Consider the following 21027-nt stretch of genomic DNA (forward strand, 5'->3'; position numbering starts at 1 on the left):
ATAATGAGTGACAAACCTGACATAAAAAATCAGCCGGAACTATTAAATTCAATTATAGGATTAATAGATCAGACTCGTCATTTTGTTGCCAAAACAGTTAATCAGGAATTAACTTTATTGTACTGGAATATCGGAAAAACGATCAACGAAGAAATTCTAAAAAATGATCGCGCGGATTATGGCAAAAAGATAATTCCAGCATTAAGCGTTGCTTTAACTGACAAATACGGAATAGGCTTTAACAAACGAAACTTACAAAGCTTTGTCAAGTTAAACTCTACAATTGAGGACTTTACAATTTTGCACACACTGTGTGCAAAATTGAGTTGGTCCCATATCAGAACTTTAATTTATATTGAAAACAATATTAAAAGAGAGTTCTACATTCAGATGAGCGTTCACGAAAGATGGAGTGTAAGAACTTTGCAGGAACGAATTGACAGTATGCTTTTTGAAAGAACTGCCATTAGCAAAAAACCTGAGCAAACCATCATCAACGACTTAGCACTTTTAAAATCAGAAAAACAAATTAGTCCGGATCTAATCTTTAGAGATCCTTATTTTTTGGACTTTTTAGGACTTCACGATAGTTATTCTGAAAAGGACCTTGAAAGTTCTATTTTGGCACAATTGCAAAATTTTATTACCGAAATGGGAAGCGAATTTGCTTTTCTTGCGCGCCAAAAAAGAATCACAATCGACGACGAAGATTTTTACATTGACTTACTTTTTTACCATCGCGGTCTACGCCGATTAGTTGCTATTGACTTGAAATTAGGGAAGTTTAAAGCTGGATACAAAGGCCAAATGGAATTATATTTGCGTTGGCTTGAGAAAAATGAACAAAAAGAAGGCGAAAACAAACCAATTGGATTAATTTTGTGCAGTGAAAAATCTCCAGAGCAAATAAATTATTTAATGCTGGATAATGACGAACAAATAAAAGTATCAGCATATTTAACCCAACTACCAGAAAAAAAATTATTGCTGGAAAAACTGGAAAAAGCAATTGCAATAGCCGAAAATAACATCTATAAATAAATGAGTAATTTCAAAAAAATAATTCCTTTTATATATCCATATAAAAAATACGCTTTCTTAAACATCTTTTTTAATGTTTTGTATGCGCTTTTTAGCACACTTTCTTTTGTTGCTTTAATACCGATGCTTCAGGTATTATTTGATAAAAGCAAACAAATTACAGTAAAACCGGTTTATCCCGGAATTATGGACATTCAGAAATACGGTGAAGACTATTTGAGCTATTATATTACCACAACAAAAGGCACACACGAATCCGGGTATGTTTTATCAATAATGGTTGCAATTATAATTTCAATCTTTTTATTAAAAAACTTAGCCGATTATGCCGCAATGTTTTTTATCACTTTTTTACGAAATGGTGTTTTAAGGGATATGCGAAATGCCATGTATAAAAAAACACTTGAACTACCTTTAGCTTTTTATTCTGAAAAAAGAAAAGGAGATGTTATTTCAAGAATTTCAGCTGATGTAAATGAGGTTCAAACTTCATTTTTGGCAATTCTTGAACTTATTGTAAAAGAACCACTGACTATTATTTTTACTATAATTACAATGTTAATTATTAGTCCAAAATTAACTTTATTTGTTTTTATATTCATTCCGGTTTCAGGTTACATCATTTCATTAATTGGAAAACAACTTAAAAAACAATCTACCAAAGCACAACAGGAACAAGGTACTTTTTTATCTACGATAGAAGAAACCATTGGCGGATTGAAAGTGGTAAAGGGATATAATTCTGAAAACTATTTCAATACTGTTTTTCAAAATTCAACAGAACGTTTTTTCAATTTATCAAACAATATTGGTAATCGCCAAAACTTAGCGTCACCTGCCAGTGAATTTATGGGAATAACAGTAATCGCGATATTACTTTGGTACGGAGGTCAGATGGTTTTAATTGACAAAACATTACAAGGCGCTGCGTTTATTGCTTACATGGGATTGGCTTATAACATTCTAACTCCGGCAAAAGCAATTTCTAAAGCTTCATACGGGGTAAAAAGAGGAAATGCAGCAGCAGAACGTGTTTTAGAGATTTTAGAACAGGAAAACCCAATTACCTCTAAACCTGATGCAATCGAAAAAACGTCTTTTGATAACAATATAACAGTTCAAAACATTAATTTTAAGTATGAAGATGAAACAGTTTTAAAAGATTTTTCTCTTCAAATTAAAAAAGGACAAACCGTTGCTCTTGTGGGACAATCAGGAAGTGGAAAAAGTACAATTGCAAACTTGTTAACTCGTTTTTACGATGTTAATGACGGTGTTATTTCTATTGATGGAATCAATATAAAAGACATGAATTTGCAATCTCTTCGTAGTTTAATGGGATTGGTAACACAAGACAGCATTTTGTTTAATGATACTATAAAAGCAAATATTTCCTTAGGAAAACTTGATGCTACAGACGATGAAATTATTGAAGCCCTGAAAATCGCTAATGCTTTTGAATTTGTAAAAGAATTACCTTTGGGAATCTATACAAATATTGGTGACAGCGGAAATAAACTTTCCGGCGGACAAAAACAACGTTTATCGATTGCCCGTGCCGTATTGAAAAATCCTCCAATTATGATTCTGGATGAAGCTACATCAGCATTGGATACCGAAAGTGAAAAATTTGTTCAGGTTGCTCTTGAAAATATGATGCAAAACAGAACTTCGATTGTTATTGCACACCGACTTTCGACAATTCAAAAAGCGGATTTGATCGTTGTAATGCAAAAAGGAAAAATCGTAGAACAAGGAACTCATGACCAACTAATTGCGCATAACGGAACTTATAACAAATTGGTTACCATGCAGTCTTTTGAATCGTAATTAAACGATATATTTTTAGCCTAGCCGCAGATTACACAGATTAACTCGGATTCTTTTTTATAATAATGAAATAAAATCTTTTAAATCTGTGTAATCTGTGGCATTTTTTTTGAGCATAATCCTCTAAATATTAAAGAAATGTACCTGAATAATCCAAATATAAAGTTGCCTGAAGATCCGGATACTATTGTTTGGAAATATCTGGATTTGTCTAAATTTTTAGATTTATTATTGTCTAAAAAACTATTCATGTCCCGCTCTGATAAATTTGAAGATCAGTATGAAGGAACTTTCAGCGAACCTACTTATGAAGAGATTAAAAAGCTGGCCATTGATAATCCTGACTTTTTAAATTACTACAAAACACATCGCGAAAAAGTAGCTGTAAGCAGCTGGCACATCAACGAATACGAATCGTTTGCGATGTGGCAGATTTTTACTCAAAACAGCGAAGGATTAGCGATTCAGTCCACAATTGGCAGATTGCAAAAAGCGGTAAACCCAGAAAACAACTTTGATCAATATATTGGAGAAGTCAATTATATCGATTATCGAAAAGAATATATTCCGTTTGATGATTTGTTCTTTCCGTTTTTGTTTAAACGAAAAAGTTTTCAGTATGAGCGCGAAGTCCGCATTTTGACCGATACTTCAAAAAGTACCATAAAACTAAACGACGGGTTAAAAATCAACGTCGACATTAATCAGTTAATTGAAAAAATATACATTCATCCAAAGTCTGAAAACTGGTATAAAAAACTGGTAATTGAATTGGTAGAAAGACTTGGTTTTGACTTCGAAATAGAAAAATCAGATTTAGAAAGTGATATATTGATATAAAGCTGCTAAGGTTCTGAGATGCTAAGATTCTAAGCTTTTTTCTTGCCACACAGATTACATAGTTTAAAATGATTTTAAACATCGCTTAAAAAGAAAAAGCTCTTTAAAATTAATCAACTTAATTTTTTAAAGAGCTTTTTTTATTTCAAAATCTCAGAACCTTAGCATCTCAGAACATTAAATCGGTTTATAATTCTTCACTTCCCACTTTTTAGAAGCCAAATCAATATAGTTATAATGCAAAACATCATTTTTATCGAATTGTCCGTTTTGGTTGGTATCTTCGATAGTTCTGAAATATAAACGGTTTTTAGATTCAATTAAACTCCAGTCTACTAATTCCTGGAAATCTTCAGATATTTTGGTGAAATGTTCTCCACTAATATTGCTTAAGTATAAGGTTTTAATATCGCCTGAATCAATTTTGCCATCTTTATTGGTATCAGCATCGGCAAGAGTATACACCATAATTTGGTTTTGGGTTTTATCTGCAACAGGTTTTAAATACGTCGCTGTTAAGATCAAAACAGGTTTATCAGACAATGGTCGAATAGAATCTGAATCTGTTTTTTGAAATTTCAGGTTTTGTAAATATCCCGTAATTTCATAATCGCCTAAATTAGAAATCGTAAAACTCAAATCATTTACACTAGATGATCCGTAACGTGATTTTGTGCCTCTTTCATAAACACGTAAATCTCCAACCGGATAGATTAAATAATTTGTTCCTTCCATCTGAATAGGCAAATCAGCCACTTCAATTTGTGTTGAATCTGTCTTTGCTACTACTTTTGCTTTATTTGAAGCATCATAAATTACTTTTGGCTGCTTCTGCACTTCATCTCTACAACTCACTACTGTTCCGATGATTACTAAGGCGATATATTTTAAATAGTTTTTCATGTATGCTAATTATATTGGAATATCAAATATAGTATTTTTGATTGTATTATTTATTTTTATTGAAGTTTAAGACATGAGCGATCTATTGCTTTCAAACGCAGAAAATTGTTTGCTTATTGTGAAAATTCATTTTCAAATATGAAACTATTTATAGCCTCGCATTTAGCTTTACATTAAAAACTCTCGAAGTCATATAATTAGGAATCGCATATTGATTTTTTGAATATACATCGCGAACCCACGTGTTTGTAATGGCGTTTTGGTTATTAAAAAGATTGAAAATTTCTAAACCAAGAGACAATTCCTTGAAGTTTTTTATCCATCCAGTTTTAGAACTTTGTGTATTGCTATCCACAAAAACCTTTGCAAAACCTACATCAGCTCTTCGGTAATCATTTAATCTGTTTTGATATAAATAAGGATCTGAATAAGATGGCGAACCGCCTGGTAAACCTGTATTATAAACCAGATTCAAATACAATTTTACACTCGGAATATTGGGCATATAATCCTGAAACAACATCGCAAATTTTAAGCGCTGGTCTGTTGGTCTGGCGATATACCCTTTGTTTTCGTAATTTTCTTCAGTTTTTAAATAGCCAAAACTAATCCAGGATTCTGTTCCGGGAACAAATTCTCCGTTTAATCTAAAATCTAAACCTTGTGCATATGCTTTTGCATTATTGTTGGCGATATAGCGAATTCGAACATTATCGATTGAATACACATTTACATCTGAAAGCGATTTATAGTAGATTTCGGTAACCCATTTAAACGGGCGGCTCCACATTTTAAAATTATAATCGTTGCTCAAAACAATATGTACAGATTCCTGCGCTTTCACATCTGGATTTACAACGCCATTTAAATCCCGAAGTTCCCTATAAAATGGCGGCTGATGATATAATCCTCCAGAAAGCCTGAAAACCATATCCATATCCCAATCGGGTTTTAAGGCAAATTGCGCACGCGGACTAAAAACAATTTGATTTTTTCCTTCGATTGCGGCACCGGAAACATCCCAGCTTTGAAAACGCGCTCCAACATTATACCAAATTTGGCTTGAACCAATTTCTGATTGATTGTTATATTGTGCGTAACCGGAATATCTGTTTATTGTATTAAAATTAGTCGCACGAACATCCTGATAAGGCAATAAAGGTCCTGTATAAGGTTCGTAAGGCTGATTATTTACAGGAATAATTGGAGGATTGATTGAAAATCCTGCAGAATCAATCATCTCCCACTCTACTATTCTGTCTCGAATGGATTCTCTGGTGTATTTTAAACCAAATTCTAACTGACTATTATTCCATTCTTTAAAACCTTTAATTTCTGCATTTGCAATTAACGCATCAAGATCATTTCGCGCGTGATTGAGCTGAGAACCAATTCCGCGTGTAAAATCAACATTATCGATATCGGTTTCTCCGTCAGGATTTACATTTCCTAAACGATATTGTGCCAAAATATCAAAATGTTCCTGTTCTGTTGTGTGAAATATTGAACCTATCAATTTTAAGGTAAAACCTGGTGAGACTTTATAAGTAGTTTTTAAAGCGCCAAAATAAGTATCATATTGATCTTTTTCCTGACCTTCATAATAAACTGCCAAAGCCATCGGCTGATCTACAGTTCCAAATTTAGTTTCGCGGGTTAAAGGCTGATATAAATATTTATTTCGTGAAATATTTCCTAAAAAACTCATTTGCCATTTTTCAGAAATATCATAATTGATATTCGTCTGGACATCAACAAAAGTTGGCGTATAATTGGTTTGTGTATCCTGACTATTTACCAATAAACTATTGTTTCTGTAACGAACTCCTGTTACAGCAGACCATTTTTTATTTTTAGAAACAGCATCAACAGCAACACTTCCTCCCAGGAAACTGGCTTCTAAGGTGGCACCAAATTCAGTTGGTTTTCGATAGGTAATATCTAAAACAGAAGATAATTTATCTCCAAATTTTGCCTGAAAACCACCAGCAGAAAAATCTACGTTTTGAACTAAATCAGTATTGGTAAAACTCAAACCTTCTTGCTGTCCTGAACGAATTAAAAATGGACGATAGACTTCAATTTCGTTTACATAAACTAAATTTTCATCATAATTTCCACCTCGAACGGCATATTGCGTACTCAATTCGTTATTTGAATTTACACCGGGTAACGTTTTTAGTACGTTTTCGATTCCGGCGTTTGCCCCTGGAATTTTCCTGATCGTTGCGGCGTCAACAACCGTAATTCCCTGAACCCGTTTTTTATTATTTGAAGAAACAAAAACTTCTCCCATTTGTTCTGCCGAATTACTCATAACCGGATTAAAAACAAAAATCTCATTCGGTTTTAAGTTTACCGTAAGACTCATCATTTTTAAAGAAATATGTGTAAAAATCAGGGATGTTTTTTTATTTGATGGAATTTCTATTTCAAAAAAACCATTAAAATCGCTTTTAGAAGAACTTCCTGAAGCAACAATATTCACATCAGAAACGGGACGTTTTTCACTATCTAAAATAATGCCTTTTACATGAGCATTTTGGGCAAATGAGATATAACTACTGCATAAAAAAAGGAAAACGAATATTAATTTACTCTGGTTCAAACGTTTTGGTTTTATTTTTGTTGACTTCTAAAAAAGTGAGTTTCAAAGATAGCAGAATTACCTACATTATCAACCACTTCAATTTTTAAATCGTTTGCCCCCTCTGCAACGAGACTATCAGCATCAAACTTGTGCGTAATTTTTCTGGTTTTATTATCATATTCAAACAAAACCCAATTTCCGTTTAAATAACCGTTGTACGATTTAATTCCGGATAAACTGTCACCAATTGTAAACTGAATCGATTTCATATCGCTAATCCATTTGTTCTGAATAGGTTTTGCTATTTTAATAACAGGCGCAATGGTATCGAGCACCAAACCATATTGTCCTAAAATTTTTGCTTTGGCTGTAAAAACATTCCCGTTTCTAATTGTTCCGTTAAAACTATTATTTCTTCCTATGTAAAGTTTATCTCTTAAAACTTCAGAATAAATACTGTCTTTTATTGTAATCGTAAAATTGGAATGTACCGGAACTACATCTTCATGAATATAAATTTTATTGTTTTTTACATCAAAATTCATATTGAAATCATCATAGAAAGTTCCTGCAGGAAAAAAAACCGACATATTATCTTTTTCGAAGTTTGTATCCCTGTTATATTTTACAAAATATTTCGAAGTAACAGGTTCTGCAGCAACGACTGGCGTAGCAGGATCATATTCGATGGGAATATTTACTGAATTTAAATTTCCGAAATAATCAGAAACTTCAATACGATAAGTCGACGCTAAATTGGGTTCAACCGGCACTATTCCGCGAAGCGAATCTGTTTTGATAATGCTCAGGGCAAAAGGCGTTTTCATGAATAATTTCTGCACTCTTTGCCCGGATTTTTTATATCTCGGATAATCAACCAACGCGTTTATGTAGCGCATTTCATCAAATGAATACGTATTGAATTGGTAATTATAATTTTGATTTCCGTTGAAAAAAGTCGACACATTATAAACACCATTTCGATTTGCCGAAACATCATCAAAATCGACAGCCGTGATTCCGAAACCGATTTTTCCATTTGCTTTTACTTTGCTTGCCAGATAAGTTCCGTCTTTTTGTAAAGAAACATTCAAAAGCAAAGGCAATTTTGACTGATTTGCAGTTGTTCCGTCAAGCGGATAAACGAATACACTTGAAATAGTTGGCTTTTTAGTGTCTTTTAAATTTTTATCAAAACCAAAAAACATTGGATTAATTACAAATTCGGTTTTAGAATCGCGAAATTCAAAATGCAGATGCGGACCTTCTGATGATCCCGTATTTCCCGAAAGTCCAATTATTTGTCCTTTCGTAACCGGCAGTTCATCCGGTTTTAAATACATTTCAATTTCAAAAGCTTTCTCCTGATAATGTGTTTTTAAAACATAATCCTGAATAGCGCCAACCGGAGTTTGTAAATGGCCGTAAACAGAAGTGTAGCCGTTTGGGTGTGTAATATAAATGCATTTTCCGTTTCCAAAAGTCGAAATTTTGATTCTCGAAACATATCCATCAGCAACAGCATACACATTTAAACCTTCTCTTTGATTTGTTTTTAAGTCAAAACCAGCATGAAAATGATTTGGTCGCAACTCCCCAAAATTCCCCGAAAGCTGCATAGGAATATCTAAAGGAGGGCTGAAATAATCTTTTGGGTATTGGTTTTGGGCAAAAAATAAATTACAAAAAAATAAGGTAAGTAGTGAAAATCTCATAAGCAACATTTTTGCTAAGATAAAAAATTAACCAGCAAAAACCGAGGATTTAGCTACAAAAATACAATTCACTGAAATTCATTTATTTGCCTATTTTTAATGCAAAAAAATCGATAAAAAATTGCATTAATAAAAAGGAATACTAACTTTGTAGGATTAAGTAATGAATAGGATTTATAATGAGTGTAATTGCCGAAATAATTGATACTCTTGAATATAAGGTCGAAAAGCTTTTTGAGAAGTCAAAGGGGTTGGAGAAAAACAATCAGGAATTACGATTACAACTAGCCAAAGCTGCGCAAATCATCCAGAAACAATCTGAAGAAATGGAAGCTTTGAAGAAGCAGTATGATACACTTAAAATAGCCAATTCGTTGCTCGGCAGCGACAATAACAAGAGAGAGACAAAGCTTAAAATAAATTCATTAATTCGCGAAATAGATCACTGTATAGCACAACTATCTGACTAGAAAAACATGGACGGAAAGCTTAGAATTAAAATATCAATCGCAGACAGAGTTTACCCGTTAACGGTAGAACCAACTCAGGAAGAAGGACTTAGAAGTGCTTCTAAAAAAATTGATGCTATGATAAAGCAATTCGAAGAAAGTTACGCAGTTCGCGATAAGCAAGATGTATTGGCCATGTGTGCCCTTCAGTTTGCTTCACAAGTAGAACAAAAACAAATTGATAACGCAATCGATGGAGAAGAAACCATCGAAAGAATTAAAAGATTAAATTCGCTTTTAGATCAATATCTCGAAAATTAAACGTTCTTTACAGAAACTAAGATACTGCCTACATTAGTTCACAATTGGTAAACTCAACACTAACAAATTAGAATGAGCAAATCGTCGCTACTATAGTATGCCATGCTTCGGCTTGGAAACTTGAACAGTGAGTTAGCTCAAAACTTGTCTTTACGAGTTTATTCAAGCAATTAATGTAGGCTTTTTTTATATATAAATTTTAACAAACATGGACATCATAACGATCATTATTTCAGGTATTGTAGGGATTGCAGCAGGTTTTGCAATCGCTAAAATTATCGAAAAAAGCAATATTTCTAACTTAATCAAAAACGCCAAAAAAGAAGCAGCTTCCATTTTAAAAGACGCAAATTTAGAGGCCGAAAATATTAAAAAAGATAAAATCCTTCAGGCAAAAGAGAAATTTATCGAATTAAAATCAGAGCATGAACAAGTTATTTTGGCAAGAGACAAAAAAGTTGCCGAAGTAGAAAAAAGAGTTCGCGACAAAGAATCTCAGGTTTCAAATGAATTATCTAAAGCTAAAAAAGTAAATGATGATTTTGAAGCTAAAACGCTTGAATACACAAATAAAATTGAAGTTTTAGATAAAAAACAAGCCGAAGTAGACAAATTACACAAAAGCCAGTTACAACAGCTTGAAGTAATTTCAGGACTTTCTGCAGATGAAGCAAAAGAGCAATTAGTAGAAGGCTTAAAAGCCGAAGCTAAAAGTAAAGCAATGTCTCATATCCAGGAAACAATTGAAGAGGCAAAACTTACGGCTCAGCAAGAAGCTAAGAAAATCATCATTAACACTATTCAAAGAGTTGGAACAGAAGAAGCGGTTGAAAATTGCGTTTCTGTTTTTAACATTGAATCTGATGATGTAAAAGGTAGAATTATTGGTCGTGAAGGTCGTAACATTAGAGCACTTGAAGCTGCAACCGGAGTTGAAATCATTGTTGATGATACACCGGAAGCTATTATTCTTTCTTGTTTTGATCCGGTTCGTAGAGAAATTGCCCGTTTGTCATTACACAAATTAGTAACTGACGGACGTATTCACCCGGCACGTATTGAAGAAGTTGTTGCTAAAACAGCCAAACAAATCGACGACGAAATTATCGAAGTTGGTAAACGTACTGTTATCGATTTAGGAATTCACGGTTTACACCCGGAATTGATTAAAGTGGTGGGTAGAATGAAATACCGTTCATCTTACGGACAAAACTTATTGCAACACTCAAGAGAAGTTTCTAAACTTTGTGGTATCATGGCGGCTGAATTAGGCTTAAATGTAAAACTGGCAAAAAGAGCTGGTTTACTTCACGATATTGGTAAAGTTCCGGATACTGAAAGTGATTTACCTCACGCTTTATTAGGTATGCAATGGGCTGAAAAATATGGTGAAAAAGAAGAAGTTTGCAACGCTATTGGAGCTCACCACGACGAGATTGAAATGAAATCATTACTTTCTCCAATCGTTCAGGTTTGTGATGCAATATCTGGTGCGAGACCAGGCGCAAGACGCCAGGTTTTAGATTCTTACATTCAACGTTTGAAAGATCTTGAAGAAGTTGCTTACGGATTTAGTGGTGTAAAAAATGCTTATGCAATTCAGGCGGGTAGAGAACTTCGTGTAATTGTCGAAAGCGAAAAAGTTTCTGATGATAACGCAGCGAATTTATCATTCGAAATTTCACAAAAAATCCAAACTGAAATGACTTATCCAGGTCAGGTAAAAGTGACAGTAATTAGAGAGACAAGAGCAGTTAATATTGCTAAATAATCTCAACTTTTATATAAAAAAACAAAGGCTATCTTTTTTGAGATAGCCTTTGTTTTTTTGGAGATGTTTGTACCCAATTAATATTTTATAACTTCTGTATATTTCAAACATAACCCGCGGTTTTAACCGTGGGAGATTTGGATCATTAATACATTGCGCTCCAACGGTTGAAACCGTTGGCTATGTTATATTAAATGCTGTTTGTATTTGTGAATCTACATTGAGATATTATTAGTTCTTACATATCATTAAACACGATTTTAAAACTCGTTCCCACTCCTACTTCACTTTCTACAGAAATCGTCCCTTTCATGGCTTCTATTTGATTTCTCGTGATATATAAACCAATTCCCCGGGCTTCCTGATGTTTGTGAAATGTTTTATACATTCCGAATAACAAATCACCGTAAACAGCCAGATCGATTCCTAAACCATTATCTGTAATTTTTAATGATTTATGTCCGTCCCGTTCAATGGCAAAATCAAAAGTAATAATTGGATCTCGATCAGGATGACGGTATTTTATTGCATTTGTAGCAAAATTCAACAATACACTTTCCAGATAAGCCGGATTAAAATTGATTGTTAAATATTCAGGCACCTTATTTACAATCGTAACATTTGTTTGTTTATCGTAGCCTTTAATTGTAGTAACGGTTTTATCAATATATTCTTTTAGTCGTAAAGGCATAACAGCAATATTAATATTGCTTTGTGTTTTTACAATTTGGGTTAAATTAGAAATCGTTTCATTCAAATCATTAGAAACAGTTCTTAGATGAACCAACATTTCATTGATGGTTACTTTATCAACATCGGCATCAATAAAATCCAGAATCGATTTTATATTTCCTGCCTGTGTATTTAAATTATGCGAAACGATATGTGAGAAATTCAATAAACGACTATTTTGGTCGCTGTAGAGTTTCATTGTTTTTAAAAGTTCTAATTCTTTTTCCTTATGAAGTGAAACATCAGTATGGGTTCCGATAACTCGCAATGGTTTTCCGTTTTCATCACGATCTATAACTTTTCCTCTATCTAAAATCCATTTATAATTTCCACTGGAAGTCATTACACGATGATAATTTTCATAGTAAGGAATCTTATTATCAAAATGTTCCTGTATGTCTGAATAATATTTTGGAAGATCGTCAGGATGTACAATTTTGTCCCAACGTTCCGGTTCGTCAAAAATATCGGCAGAATCTAATTCTAAAATTTTAAGCGAAAGAGAAGAATAGAAAACACTGTTTGTTACCATATTCCAATCCCAGATTCCGGCAGTAGAAGCTTCAAGTGCAAACTGAAAACGCTCTTCTGAAATTCGCAGTTTTTCTTCTTTATCCTTTAAATCTGTAATATCCGAAACATGCCCATAAAAACTCACACAGCCATCTGAAGCCAATTCTGTTTTGGAAGAAATCTTAAACCAACGCAATCCTTTTTTTGGTAAAATTGCCCTAAATTCCAATATCCAGGGTTTAACTTCTCTTCTGGATTTAACCAAAGACTGAAAGAATAAGTCGCGATCATTGGGATGAATTCGATTGTAAATTACTAATATACTTTCATTTGAAAATGTACTTGATGGAAGTTCAAAAATATCATCGGCAGATTTACTGACTAACGGAAAGCTGTAATTATTATTACAATCGATAATAAACTGAAAAAGTAAATCAGGCATTTCTGCAAATAATTTTTTATAAAAATTATTCACTTCTAAGCAGTTCTCGTTTCCATATAAATCAAAAACCATATATTTTCTTTTAATGCAAATTCAATTATTAAAATAATCTTCAAACCAAAAACAGAAAAAGACTTAAGTTATTGTTTTCTACCTCTATTAATGCAAAAATTTAAGACAAGGTATTAATTTTTATTACATAAAATTATAATTTTGAAAGAATTATATGTAAAATTATTTCCTTGGATGAAAAGAATGCATTACTTCTTTTAAAAAGCTTCTGTCTAAATGAACATAAATTTCAGTTGTTGTAATTGACTCATGCCCAAGCATTAACTGAATTGATCTAAGATCGGCACCGTTTTCAAGCAAATGTGTCGCAAAAGAATGACGTAATGTATGCGGACTAATATTTTTATGAAGATTGATTTGTACTGCCAGATTTTTTATAATAGCAAAAATCATCGAACGAGTAAGCTGACCGCCTCTTCTATTTAAAAACAGCGTATCTTCAAAACCTTTTTTGATATTTATTGTATTTCGAATTGTGTTTTGGTAAATCTCAATATATTTTTGCGTTAATTTTCCAACAGGAACAAAACGCTCTTTATTTCCTTTACCCGTGATTTTAACAAAGCCTTCTTCAAAAAACAAGTCTGAAATTTTAAGCGAAACCAGTTCAGAAACCCTGAGTCCGCAACCGTACAAAGTTTCCAGCATGGCGCGGTTTCTCTCGCCTTCATTCGAACTTAAATCTATCGCGGCAATAAGCGCATCAATTTCAGAAACAGATAAAGTATCCGGCAACTTACGTCCTGTTTTTGGCGATTCGATTAATTCTAATGGGCTGTTTTTTCTGTAATCTTCAAAAATTAAATAATTGAAAAAGCTTTTCAACCCGGAAATTATTCTGGCCTGCGAACGTGGATTTACTTCTTTTGAAACCGAATAAATAAATTCCTGTACGGTTTCGTCAGTAATATTTATGGGAGAAACTTCAATTTGATTGGTTTCTAAAAAAAGACACAATCGCTCAATATCGAAACCATAATTTTCGATTGTATTTTTAGACAAACCTCTTTCGATACGCAAATATGATTGATAATCTTTTATGTATGTATTCCATTTCATATCTACAAAGTAAAACATTTTTGAGCATAAAAAAACCTTCCTGATTAGGGAAGGTTTTATAATATTAGAACTTGTAAGCCAGAGATAATGCCAAAATACTATTACGGATTTTTGTATCGTCTCCTGATTCTGTATTTGCAATATTTGATAAACCAATATTATAACGAAGATCCGCCATTAAATGCTGATTAATATTGTAACCGACACCAACAACAAAGCCAAAATCAACAGATTCAAACGCTTCTTTAACATCTTGTTTTACAGTTGGACTATATTGAGTTAATTTAGTTGATGCATTTGCCGATGTTAAAAACCCGACTTGTGGTCCCGCTTCAATAAAAGATTTGCCATCTCCAGAATATTTAAGCAGAACCGGCACATTTATATACGAAAGATTCCATTTAATATCTCCTGTATAATAAACGCCGGACACATTGGCTCCAACATTTTTCATTTTTGTAACCTGATTAGAATATAAAATCTCAGGTTGAATATCGAATTCATCCGATAATTTGATTTGGGCTAAAGCGCCAATATTGACTCCACACATTGGTCTTAAGTTTAGTCCACGAGTATCTCCCGCCCAACTTGACAGGTTTATACTGCCTTTTATTCCAACTTTAACATCTTGAGCATTTACAAAACCACATAACATAACTGCAATAGCAGATAAAATAATCTTCTTCATTTCTTTTTATTTTTACAAAAAACAAATGTAGCTTTTTTCTTTCAAAATAAAAATTCAACAAAAAAAACCTTCCGGATTAGGGAAGGTTTTATAAATATTATAAAATAATACTAGAATTTGTATGCTGCAGTTAATGCTAATACATTGTTTGTATATCTGTCATTATAGTAATAACCATCATTATCATTATAATCGTTGTAATCGTAAACGCTTGTTAAACCGATAGTATAACGAATACCCACAGAGAAATTATCTGTAAAATTATATCCAGCTCCTAAATTAAAACCAGCATCAACAGATTTTTCATCTTCAATATTTTTACTAGAAACTAATAATCCAAGTTGTGGTCCAGCTTCAACACTAAATTGCTTTGTAATGTAATATTTAGCTACTACAGGAATATTGATATAGTTTAAATTTACGGTTTGATCACGGTCACCATAATAACGATCAAATTTAGCTCCTTGCATAGAAAACAAAAGTTCTGGCTGAATGTATAATTTTTTCCAAACATTAATTTCAGCAAAACCACCTAATTGAACACCAATTAATGCATTAGCCTCATTAGCACCACCAATAGTAGCGATGTTAAGACCACCTTTTACTCCAAATCTAGTTTTTTGGGCATTTGCAAACCCAAATGCCATTATCGCAATAGCACATAGAATAATTTTCTTCATTTTATTTGTTTATGGTTAAAATTAAAGTGGCAAATATAAAACTATAGTTAGTGTAAAAGGATTTGTTTTTTAACAAATAATTTAATAATTAGAGCCAATTATGTTAAAACAAATTCATTGTTAACTAATTAAAATAAGAAAAGCCTCCCACAATTGGAAGGCTTTAAATTATTCAGGAATAAATCTTTAGAATTTATACGCCAAAGACAATGCAAGGTTACTATTTTTAGCGCTATCGTAATAGTCTTCTTCATCATCAATATCTGCATCCTCAGCAATAGGAGATATACCGATCGTATAACGAAGATTAATAGAAAGATCTTCAGTAAAGTGGAATCCAGCTCCTAAATTAAATCCGAAATCGACAGATTTAAAACCGTCTTTAACATCTTCACCCTCAGATTTTGCTGATAATAAAATTCCAAGTTGCGGACCAGCTTCAACACTAAATTTAGGCACAATATAGTATTTAGCTAAAACAGGAATATTTAAATAATTTAATTTAACATCAACATCGCCAAAAAATGGCCCAGCTTCCAATGTACTCCCTTGTGCAGAATATAAAAGTTCTGGTTGAACGGCAAACTTATCCGTTATTTTGATTTCGGCAAAACCTCCAACATGAAATCCTACTAGTGATTTAGTGCCGTCAACATCCCCGCCTACGATATTAGAAAGGTTTACTCCTCCTTTAACTCCAAATCTAGTTTCTTGTGCATTTGTAAATCCAAATGCCATTACTGCAATAGCAGATAAAATAATTTTTCTCATTTTATTTGTTTGGTTTAAAATTAATTAACCAAATATAAAACTATACTTCATAAAAATTAATTTGTTTTTTAACAAAAAATGTTAGTTATTATAGATAAAGTCATGTTAAATAGTATTTCATAAATTGGCAATCTGTTATAAACTAAACAAATATCTTAAAATGATAAATTTTAAAAAATTGTTAATATTGGCAGAAATGTGAATTCTGTTAATTATCGGATTCGAAATATAAAAGCAATAAAATGAAGAATACGTAGTTTTACTAGTATAAAACAATTTTAATCTTAAAAAGGTAATTCTATGAAAAAGATATTTTTAGCAGCTGTATTGTTCATTGCAACAGCGGCTTCAATTCAGGCACAATTGTTACAAATAGGTGTTAAAGGAGGGGTAAACTTTGCGAGCCAAACCGGAGATGCTTTTCCGGAACAAAATTTTGATAAAGAAGGCATCACAAGTTTTCATGCAGGTTTAGTTGCAGAAATTAAACTATTAGAAAGATTTTCTGTTCAGCCAGAGCTTTTGTACTCTACTCAGGGAGCAACTTACAAAAATGCAATTGACGAATACAAAAATGAATTAGGTTATATCTCTATTCCTGTAATGGCTAAATTTTATTTAACAGATTCATTTAGTCTTGAAGTTGGTCCACAGGCATCATTTTTAGTAAGCGAAAAAAATGACTTTGATGTCGAAGATGCAGAAACATTCGAATTTGGACTTAATGCCGGTCTAGGATTTAAAATCACCAAAAACTTTTTTGTTCAGGGACGTTACGGCTTAGGTTTAACGGAAGCTTCAAAAAATGCAGATATTAAAAACTCTACAGTACAATTGTCTGCCGGATTTATGTTCTAAAATAATATCACATACTTTTATAAAAACCGTTCTGTTAATTAGAACGGTTTTTTTATTTTTACAAAGTTCAATGGCAATCGCAATTTCAAAAATCAATGGCAATGTCAATTGCAAAAATCAATTACAATTACAAAATTCAATTTTAATAAAAACTAACTTTAGATTAATTGAACTGATGTTACTTATATGGTTTAAAAAAATCTAATGTTTTCAAAATAACTTACTATGAAGATCGCTATAATCAACGGACCGAATTTGAATCTTTTAGGAAAAAGAGAACCTGAAGTATACGGAAGTGAAACTTTTGAAGATTATTTTGAAAGACTGGAACACAAATTTCCAAACGTTGAACTTACCTACTACCAAAGCAATATTGAAGGTGAATTGATAGGCAAAATTCAGGAAGCTGGTTTTACATTTGACGGAATCATTTTAAATGCCGGCGCATACACGCATACTTCTATAGGTTTGGGAGATGCTATGAAAGCCGTTACAACTCCTGTGATCGAAGTGCATATTTCCAATACTTACGCTCGCGAAAGTTTCAGACATCAATCGTATTTATCCGGAAATGCTAAAGGTGTTATTTTAGGTTTTGGATTAAAAAGCTACGAATTGGCTATTCAGTCTTTCTTGTAAGTACTTAATAACTTCGTAAATGAATATCGCTCTGAATGCTATTTCTTTTCACAAAAGCAATGTATTCGGTTGTCACCCTGAGCGGAGTCGAAGGGCGCTCCAATTGGAACGAGGGCTTCGACTCCGCTCAGCCTGACAAAAAAGTTGGTCTTAAAACAAATTACAATTTAACAAATTTTTAATAAGCTCACTCTCAACATATCCTATTTTTGTTAGAGAAAAAGCCTCTATGAAAAATTACATTTTGCTTGCCTTTTTATTTTTTTCTATTACCAATTTTGCTCAAATCAAAGGAACTGTTACCGATGAAAAAGGTAATCCGCTGCCTTTTGTTTCTGTTTTTGAAGAAAACACATATACAGGAACAACCTCAAACGAGATGGGAAAATATCAGCTTAACGTAAAAGAAACCGGAAAAAACAGAATTATTTTTCAATATCTGGGATTTAAAACTCAGAAAATTACACTTTCGCCAGATTCCAAAACAATTACTTTGGATGTAAAAATGCTGGAGGAAAGTTTTACCTTAAACGAGGTTGTAATCGACCCGAAGAACAATCCTGCAAATGCCATTATAAAAAATGCCATTGCAAACAAAAAAGAAAACTCTCAAAAAACTTCCAGATATACGGCTGATTTTTATTCGAAGGGAATGTTGAAGGTCAAAGATTTGCCTAAAAAAATTCTGGGACAAAAAGTAGATCTTGGCGATGATATGGCTTCCAACCTGGATTCAACCGGAACCGGGATTTTGTATTTATCTGAGACCGTGTCAAAAATTACTTTTGAAAAACCCAATAAACTAAAAGAGAAAATTATTGCTTCGCGCATTTCAGGAAACAATAAAGGTTATAGCTATAATACTGCCACTTTATCTTATTATGATTTTTATGATAACACTTTAGATTTTGACGTCAGGCTCATTTCTCCTATTGCCGACAACGCTTTCAATTATTACAAATACAAACTCGAAGGAACTTTTTTTGACGCCAATAATCACGAAGTCAATAAAATAAAAGTAATCCCAAAACGCGATAAAGAACCTGTTTTTGAAGGTTATATTTATATTGTTGATGATAGTTTTGCGATTTATGCAATTGATCTTGATATAAAAGGGTACCGAATGAAAAATGAATTTACTGAGGTAATGACTTTAAAACAAAGCTTTAATTATAATACTGCAAACAAAATCTGGTCCAAAAACGCACAGACACTTTCTTTTAATGCCGGTATTTTTGGTGTAAAATTCTCTGGACAATTCAATTATATCTATTCGAATTATGAATTTCCGGATTCCTTCGAAAAGAAAACTTTTGGCAATGAAATTGTTGCTTTTGAAGCCAATGCCAATAAAAAAGACAATGCCTTTTGGAATGAAATACGTCCTATTCCACTAACGCTTGAAGAAAGCTCGGATTATACAAAAAAAGACAGTTTACTAATCATTCGAAAATCTCAAAAATATACCGATTCTGTTGATACAAAAAATAACAAATTTAAAGTTTGGGATATTTTAGCAGGTTATGATTATAAAAATACTTTCAAAAAATACTCTTTTAGTTATGATGGATTATTGAATATTACATCTTTAAGTTTTAATACGGTTCAGGGATTTAATCTGGATTCTGGTTTTTCTTTCAAAAAATGGAATGAAGAGGAAGGAAAAAGTACTTCTGTTAAAACGACTTTTAATTACGGTTTTTCTGATGAGCGTTTTCGTGCTATTGGAGAATTTAATCATAAATTCAACAATATCAATTATGCTACAATTGGCGTTTCCGGAGGAACAAAAGTAGCCCAATTTAATAGCGCAGAACCGATAAGCAAATTTGTAAATTCTATAAGTTCCTTATTCTTTAAAGACAATTATGTGAAATTGTATAATCTGGAATTCGCTCAGATTAATTATGCTCAGGATGTGGCAAACGGAATAAATTTGAATGGAAAAGTGGCGTATGAACAACGTAAACCGCTTTTTAATACAACTGATTATTCATTCTTTAAACGAGATGATTTTTATTCGTCTAATAATCCGCTTGCGCCAAATGATTTTGATACTCCGGCTTTTGATCAGCATCATTTGTTTAAAGCTGCTTTGACTGCACGAATTAATTTTGGAAACAAATACATTTCGAGACCAGACGGAAGATATAATTTTAAAGATGACAAATATCCAACGATATTTTTAGTCTTTGAAAAAGCTTTTGCCGCGAGTGAGAAAAAATATGAATTTGAGCGAATTGGCGCAGCAGTTCAATATGATTTATCACTAGGAAACAAAGGGATTTTAGGAATGAATTTGAGAGCCGGAAAATTCTTTAATGCCGAAAATATTTCTTTTATTGATTACAGACATTTTAACGGAAACCAAACCCATATTGGCACAACTGACCGCTATTTGAATGTTTTTAATTTAATGCCTTATTACAGCAATAGTACGAATGATCGTTACTTTGAAAATCATTTAGAATACAATGATACCGGATTTATTATGAATAAAATTCCGATATTGAATTTATTAAAATCAACGATGAATCTTGGTTTTCATTCTTTAGCGATTCCCGGTAGAAAACCTTATTCTGAATTTACAGTTGGTTTGGATAATTTAGGTTTTGGAAAATTTAAATTGTTTAGGGTTGATTATGTGCATTCTTATCAAAGTGGAATTGAACAAAATGGTGTTGTGTTTGGTTTAAAAATCTTAAATGTTTTAGATTAATAGCGATTAATTATTTCACGCAGATTTGGCAGATTAAGCAGATTTTAAATTTTCACAATCTTGTCATCCCGAGGAACGAGGGATCTTCGCTAGTAACTCGACAAAGATTGGCGATTTTGATTGCGGAATTACTTTTCGTTGCTCTCTGGATGTAACTTCTCCTTCGTCGAAGTGACAAAACCATATGTAAATTAAAAACTTTAAACTTCTATTTACCTTAGATTGCGTTAGGGATAGAAGCGTTATCCTTTTTGTTTTTTCTTTAAAAACAAAAAGATATAGCGGATAGCCCGGCCGTAGGTAACGCCCAAATAAAAATCCGTGTACTCATTAAGAATAAACGGATTTTAATTTTTTACATCATCTAAGAAAACCTTAGTATCTTAGAACCTTC

General features: G+C 32.6%; 17 protein-coding genes. 9 read left to right on the forward strand and 8 right to left on the reverse strand.

What is annotated here, in order from left to right; genetic code table 11:
• The first annotated feature begins 3 nt into the window (after positions 1–3).
• The 3 genes from SD960_RS03090 to SD960_RS03100 all read left to right on the forward strand — a co-directional run bounded on the left by SD960_RS03090 (position 4) and on the right by SD960_RS03100 (position 3711).
• Positions 4–1041, forward strand: a complete 1038-nt coding sequence (locus SD960_RS03090; protein ID WP_318800886.1) for a PDDEXK nuclease domain-containing protein — start codon at positions 4–6, stop codon at positions 1039–1041.
• On the forward strand, positions 1042–2871 hold the full coding sequence (locus tag SD960_RS03095) for an ABC transporter ATP-binding protein (protein ID WP_318800888.1): 1830 nt from the start codon (positions 1042–1044) through the stop codon (positions 2869–2871).
• Between the two features lie 138 nt (positions 2872–3009).
• On the forward strand, positions 3010–3711 hold the full coding sequence (locus SD960_RS03100; protein WP_318800889.1) for a hypothetical protein: 702 nt from the start codon (positions 3010–3012) through the stop codon (positions 3709–3711).
• 177 nt (positions 3712–3888) lie between these two features.
• Here the strand turns inward: SD960_RS03100 and SD960_RS03105 are convergent, their stop codons facing one another.
• The 3 genes from SD960_RS03105 to SD960_RS03115 all read right to left on the reverse strand — a co-directional run bounded on the left by SD960_RS03105 (position 3889) and on the right by SD960_RS03115 (position 8919).
• Positions 3889–4614, reverse strand: coding sequence for a hypothetical protein (locus tag SD960_RS03105; protein WP_318800890.1), 726 nt, complete (start codon positions 4612–4614; stop codon positions 3889–3891).
• 148 nt (positions 4615–4762) lie between these two features.
• Positions 4763–7222, reverse strand: a complete 2460-nt coding sequence (locus SD960_RS03110; protein ID WP_318800892.1) for a TonB-dependent receptor plug domain-containing protein — start codon at positions 7220–7222, stop codon at positions 4763–4765.
• Positions 7223–7233: 11 nt separating this feature from the next.
• The gene (locus SD960_RS03115; RefSeq protein WP_318800895.1) at positions 7234–8919 is read right to left on the reverse strand and encodes a M23 family metallopeptidase; all 1686 of its coding nucleotides are present in this window, start codon (positions 8917–8919) and stop codon (positions 7234–7236) included.
• Positions 8920–9098: 179 nt separating this feature from the next.
• Between SD960_RS03115 and SD960_RS03120 the strand changes: the two genes are divergently transcribed.
• From SD960_RS03120 to rny, 3 genes are all read left to right on the forward strand, one after another.
• Positions 9099–9389 carry a hypothetical protein gene (locus tag SD960_RS03120; protein ID WP_042567290.1) on the forward strand — a complete coding sequence of 97 codons (291 nt, stop codon included), beginning with the start codon at positions 9099–9101 and terminating at the stop codon, positions 9387–9389.
• A gap of 6 nt (positions 9390–9395) precedes the next feature.
• Positions 9396–9689 (forward strand): cell division protein ZapA, encoded by a 294-nt coding sequence (locus SD960_RS03125; RefSeq protein ID WP_041516860.1) that lies wholly within the window; start codon positions 9396–9398, stop codon positions 9687–9689.
• A 208-nt stretch (positions 9690–9897) separates the two neighbouring features.
• Complete coding sequence (rny, locus tag SD960_RS03130; RefSeq protein WP_042567289.1) at positions 9898–11460, forward strand: ribonuclease Y; 1563 nt, start codon at positions 9898–9900, stop codon at positions 11458–11460.
• 238 nt (positions 11461–11698) lie between these two features.
• Here rny and SD960_RS03135 read toward each other — a convergent pair whose 3' ends face one another.
• The 5 genes from SD960_RS03135 to SD960_RS03155 all read right to left on the reverse strand — a co-directional run bounded on the left by SD960_RS03135 (position 11699) and on the right by SD960_RS03155 (position 16417).
• Positions 11699–13219: a PAS domain-containing protein gene (locus tag SD960_RS03135; protein WP_318800904.1), complete on the reverse strand. Its 1521-nt coding sequence runs from the start codon at positions 13217–13219 to the stop codon at positions 11699–11701.
• Between the two features lie 162 nt (positions 13220–13381).
• Positions 13382–14278, reverse strand: coding sequence for a site-specific tyrosine recombinase XerD (gene xerD, locus SD960_RS03140; protein WP_318801281.1), 897 nt, complete (start codon positions 14276–14278; stop codon positions 13382–13384).
• A 64-nt stretch (positions 14279–14342) separates the two neighbouring features.
• Positions 14343–14966 carry a porin family protein gene (locus tag SD960_RS03145; RefSeq protein WP_318800905.1) on the reverse strand — a complete coding sequence of 208 codons (624 nt, stop codon included), beginning with the start codon at positions 14964–14966 and terminating at the stop codon, positions 14343–14345.
• A 110-nt stretch (positions 14967–15076) separates the two neighbouring features.
• Positions 15077–15646, reverse strand: a complete 570-nt coding sequence (locus SD960_RS03150; protein ID WP_318800907.1) for a porin family protein — start codon at positions 15644–15646, stop codon at positions 15077–15079.
• Positions 15647–15832: 186 nt separating this feature from the next.
• Complete coding sequence (locus tag SD960_RS03155) at positions 15833–16417, reverse strand: porin family protein (protein ID WP_318800908.1); 585 nt, start codon at positions 16415–16417, stop codon at positions 15833–15835.
• Between the two features lie 300 nt (positions 16418–16717).
• Here SD960_RS03155 and SD960_RS03160 point away from each other — a divergent pair, with 300 nt between their 5' ends.
• From SD960_RS03160 to SD960_RS03170, 3 genes are all read left to right on the forward strand, one after another.
• A complete protein-coding gene (locus SD960_RS03160; RefSeq protein ID WP_318800909.1) occupies positions 16718–17275 on the forward strand; it encodes a porin family protein in 558 nt (185 codons plus the stop codon).
• Between the two features lie 225 nt (positions 17276–17500).
• A complete protein-coding gene (gene aroQ / locus SD960_RS03165; protein WP_318800910.1) occupies positions 17501–17914 on the forward strand; it encodes a type II 3-dehydroquinate dehydratase in 414 nt (137 codons plus the stop codon).
• A 229-nt stretch (positions 17915–18143) separates the two neighbouring features.
• Positions 18144–20633 carry a DUF5686 and carboxypeptidase regulatory-like domain-containing protein gene (locus tag SD960_RS03170; protein WP_318800912.1) on the forward strand — a complete coding sequence of 830 codons (2490 nt, stop codon included), beginning with the start codon at positions 18144–18146 and terminating at the stop codon, positions 20631–20633.
• The last annotated feature ends 394 nt before the right edge of the window (positions 20634–21027 follow it).

Origin of the sequence: Flavobacterium sp. MMLR14_040 (assembly GCF_033657265.1) — a bacterium.
Classification (GTDB): domain Bacteria; phylum Bacteroidota; class Bacteroidia; order Flavobacteriales; family Flavobacteriaceae; genus Flavobacterium.

Bases quoted from the DNA above. Each gene is read 5' to 3' on its own strand.
- SD960_RS03145 (WP_318800905.1), bottom strand. From the start codon at position 14,966: ATGAAGAAGATTATTTTATCTGCTATTGCAGTTATGTTATGTGGTTTT.
- xerD (WP_318801281.1), bottom strand. From the start codon at position 14,278: ATGAAATGGAATACATACATAAAAGATTATCAATCATATTTGCGTATC.
- SD960_RS03125 (WP_041516860.1), top strand. From the start codon at position 9,396: ATGGACGGAAAGCTTAGAATTAAAATATCAATCGCAGACAGAGTTTAC.
- SD960_RS03155 (WP_318800908.1), bottom strand. From the start codon at position 16,417: ATGAGAAAAATTATTTTATCTGCTATTGCAGTAATGGCATTTGGATTT.
- aroQ (WP_318800910.1), top strand. From the start codon at position 17,501: ATGAAGATCGCTATAATCAACGGACCGAATTTGAATCTTTTAGGAAAA.
- SD960_RS03160 (WP_318800909.1), top strand. From the start codon at position 16,718: ATGAAAAAGATATTTTTAGCAGCTGTATTGTTCATTGCAACAGCGGCT.
- SD960_RS03170 (WP_318800912.1), top strand. From the start codon at position 18,144: ATGAAAAATTACATTTTGCTTGCCTTTTTATTTTTTTCTATTACCAAT.
- SD960_RS03095 (WP_318800888.1), top strand. From the start codon at position 1,042: ATGAGTAATTTCAAAAAAATAATTCCTTTTATATATCCATATAAAAAA.
- SD960_RS03115 (WP_318800895.1), bottom strand. From the start codon at position 8,919: ATGAGATTTTCACTACTTACCTTATTTTTTTGTAATTTATTTTTTGCC.
- rny (WP_042567289.1), top strand. From the start codon at position 9,898: ATGGACATCATAACGATCATTATTTCAGGTATTGTAGGGATTGCAGCA.
- SD960_RS03135 (WP_318800904.1), bottom strand. From the start codon at position 13,219: ATGGTTTTTGATTTATATGGAAACGAGAACTGCTTAGAAGTGAATAAT.
- SD960_RS03100 (WP_318800889.1), top strand. From the start codon at position 3,010: ATGTACCTGAATAATCCAAATATAAAGTTGCCTGAAGATCCGGATACT.
- SD960_RS03150 (WP_318800907.1), bottom strand. From the start codon at position 15,646: ATGAAGAAAATTATTCTATGTGCTATTGCGATAATGGCATTTGGGTTT.
- SD960_RS03105 (WP_318800890.1), bottom strand. From the start codon at position 4,614: ATGAAAAACTATTTAAAATATATCGCCTTAGTAATCATCGGAACAGTA.
- SD960_RS03120 (WP_042567290.1), top strand. From the start codon at position 9,099: ATGAGTGTAATTGCCGAAATAATTGATACTCTTGAATATAAGGTCGAA.
- SD960_RS03090 (WP_318800886.1), top strand. From the start codon at position 4: ATGAGTGACAAACCTGACATAAAAAATCAGCCGGAACTATTAAATTCA.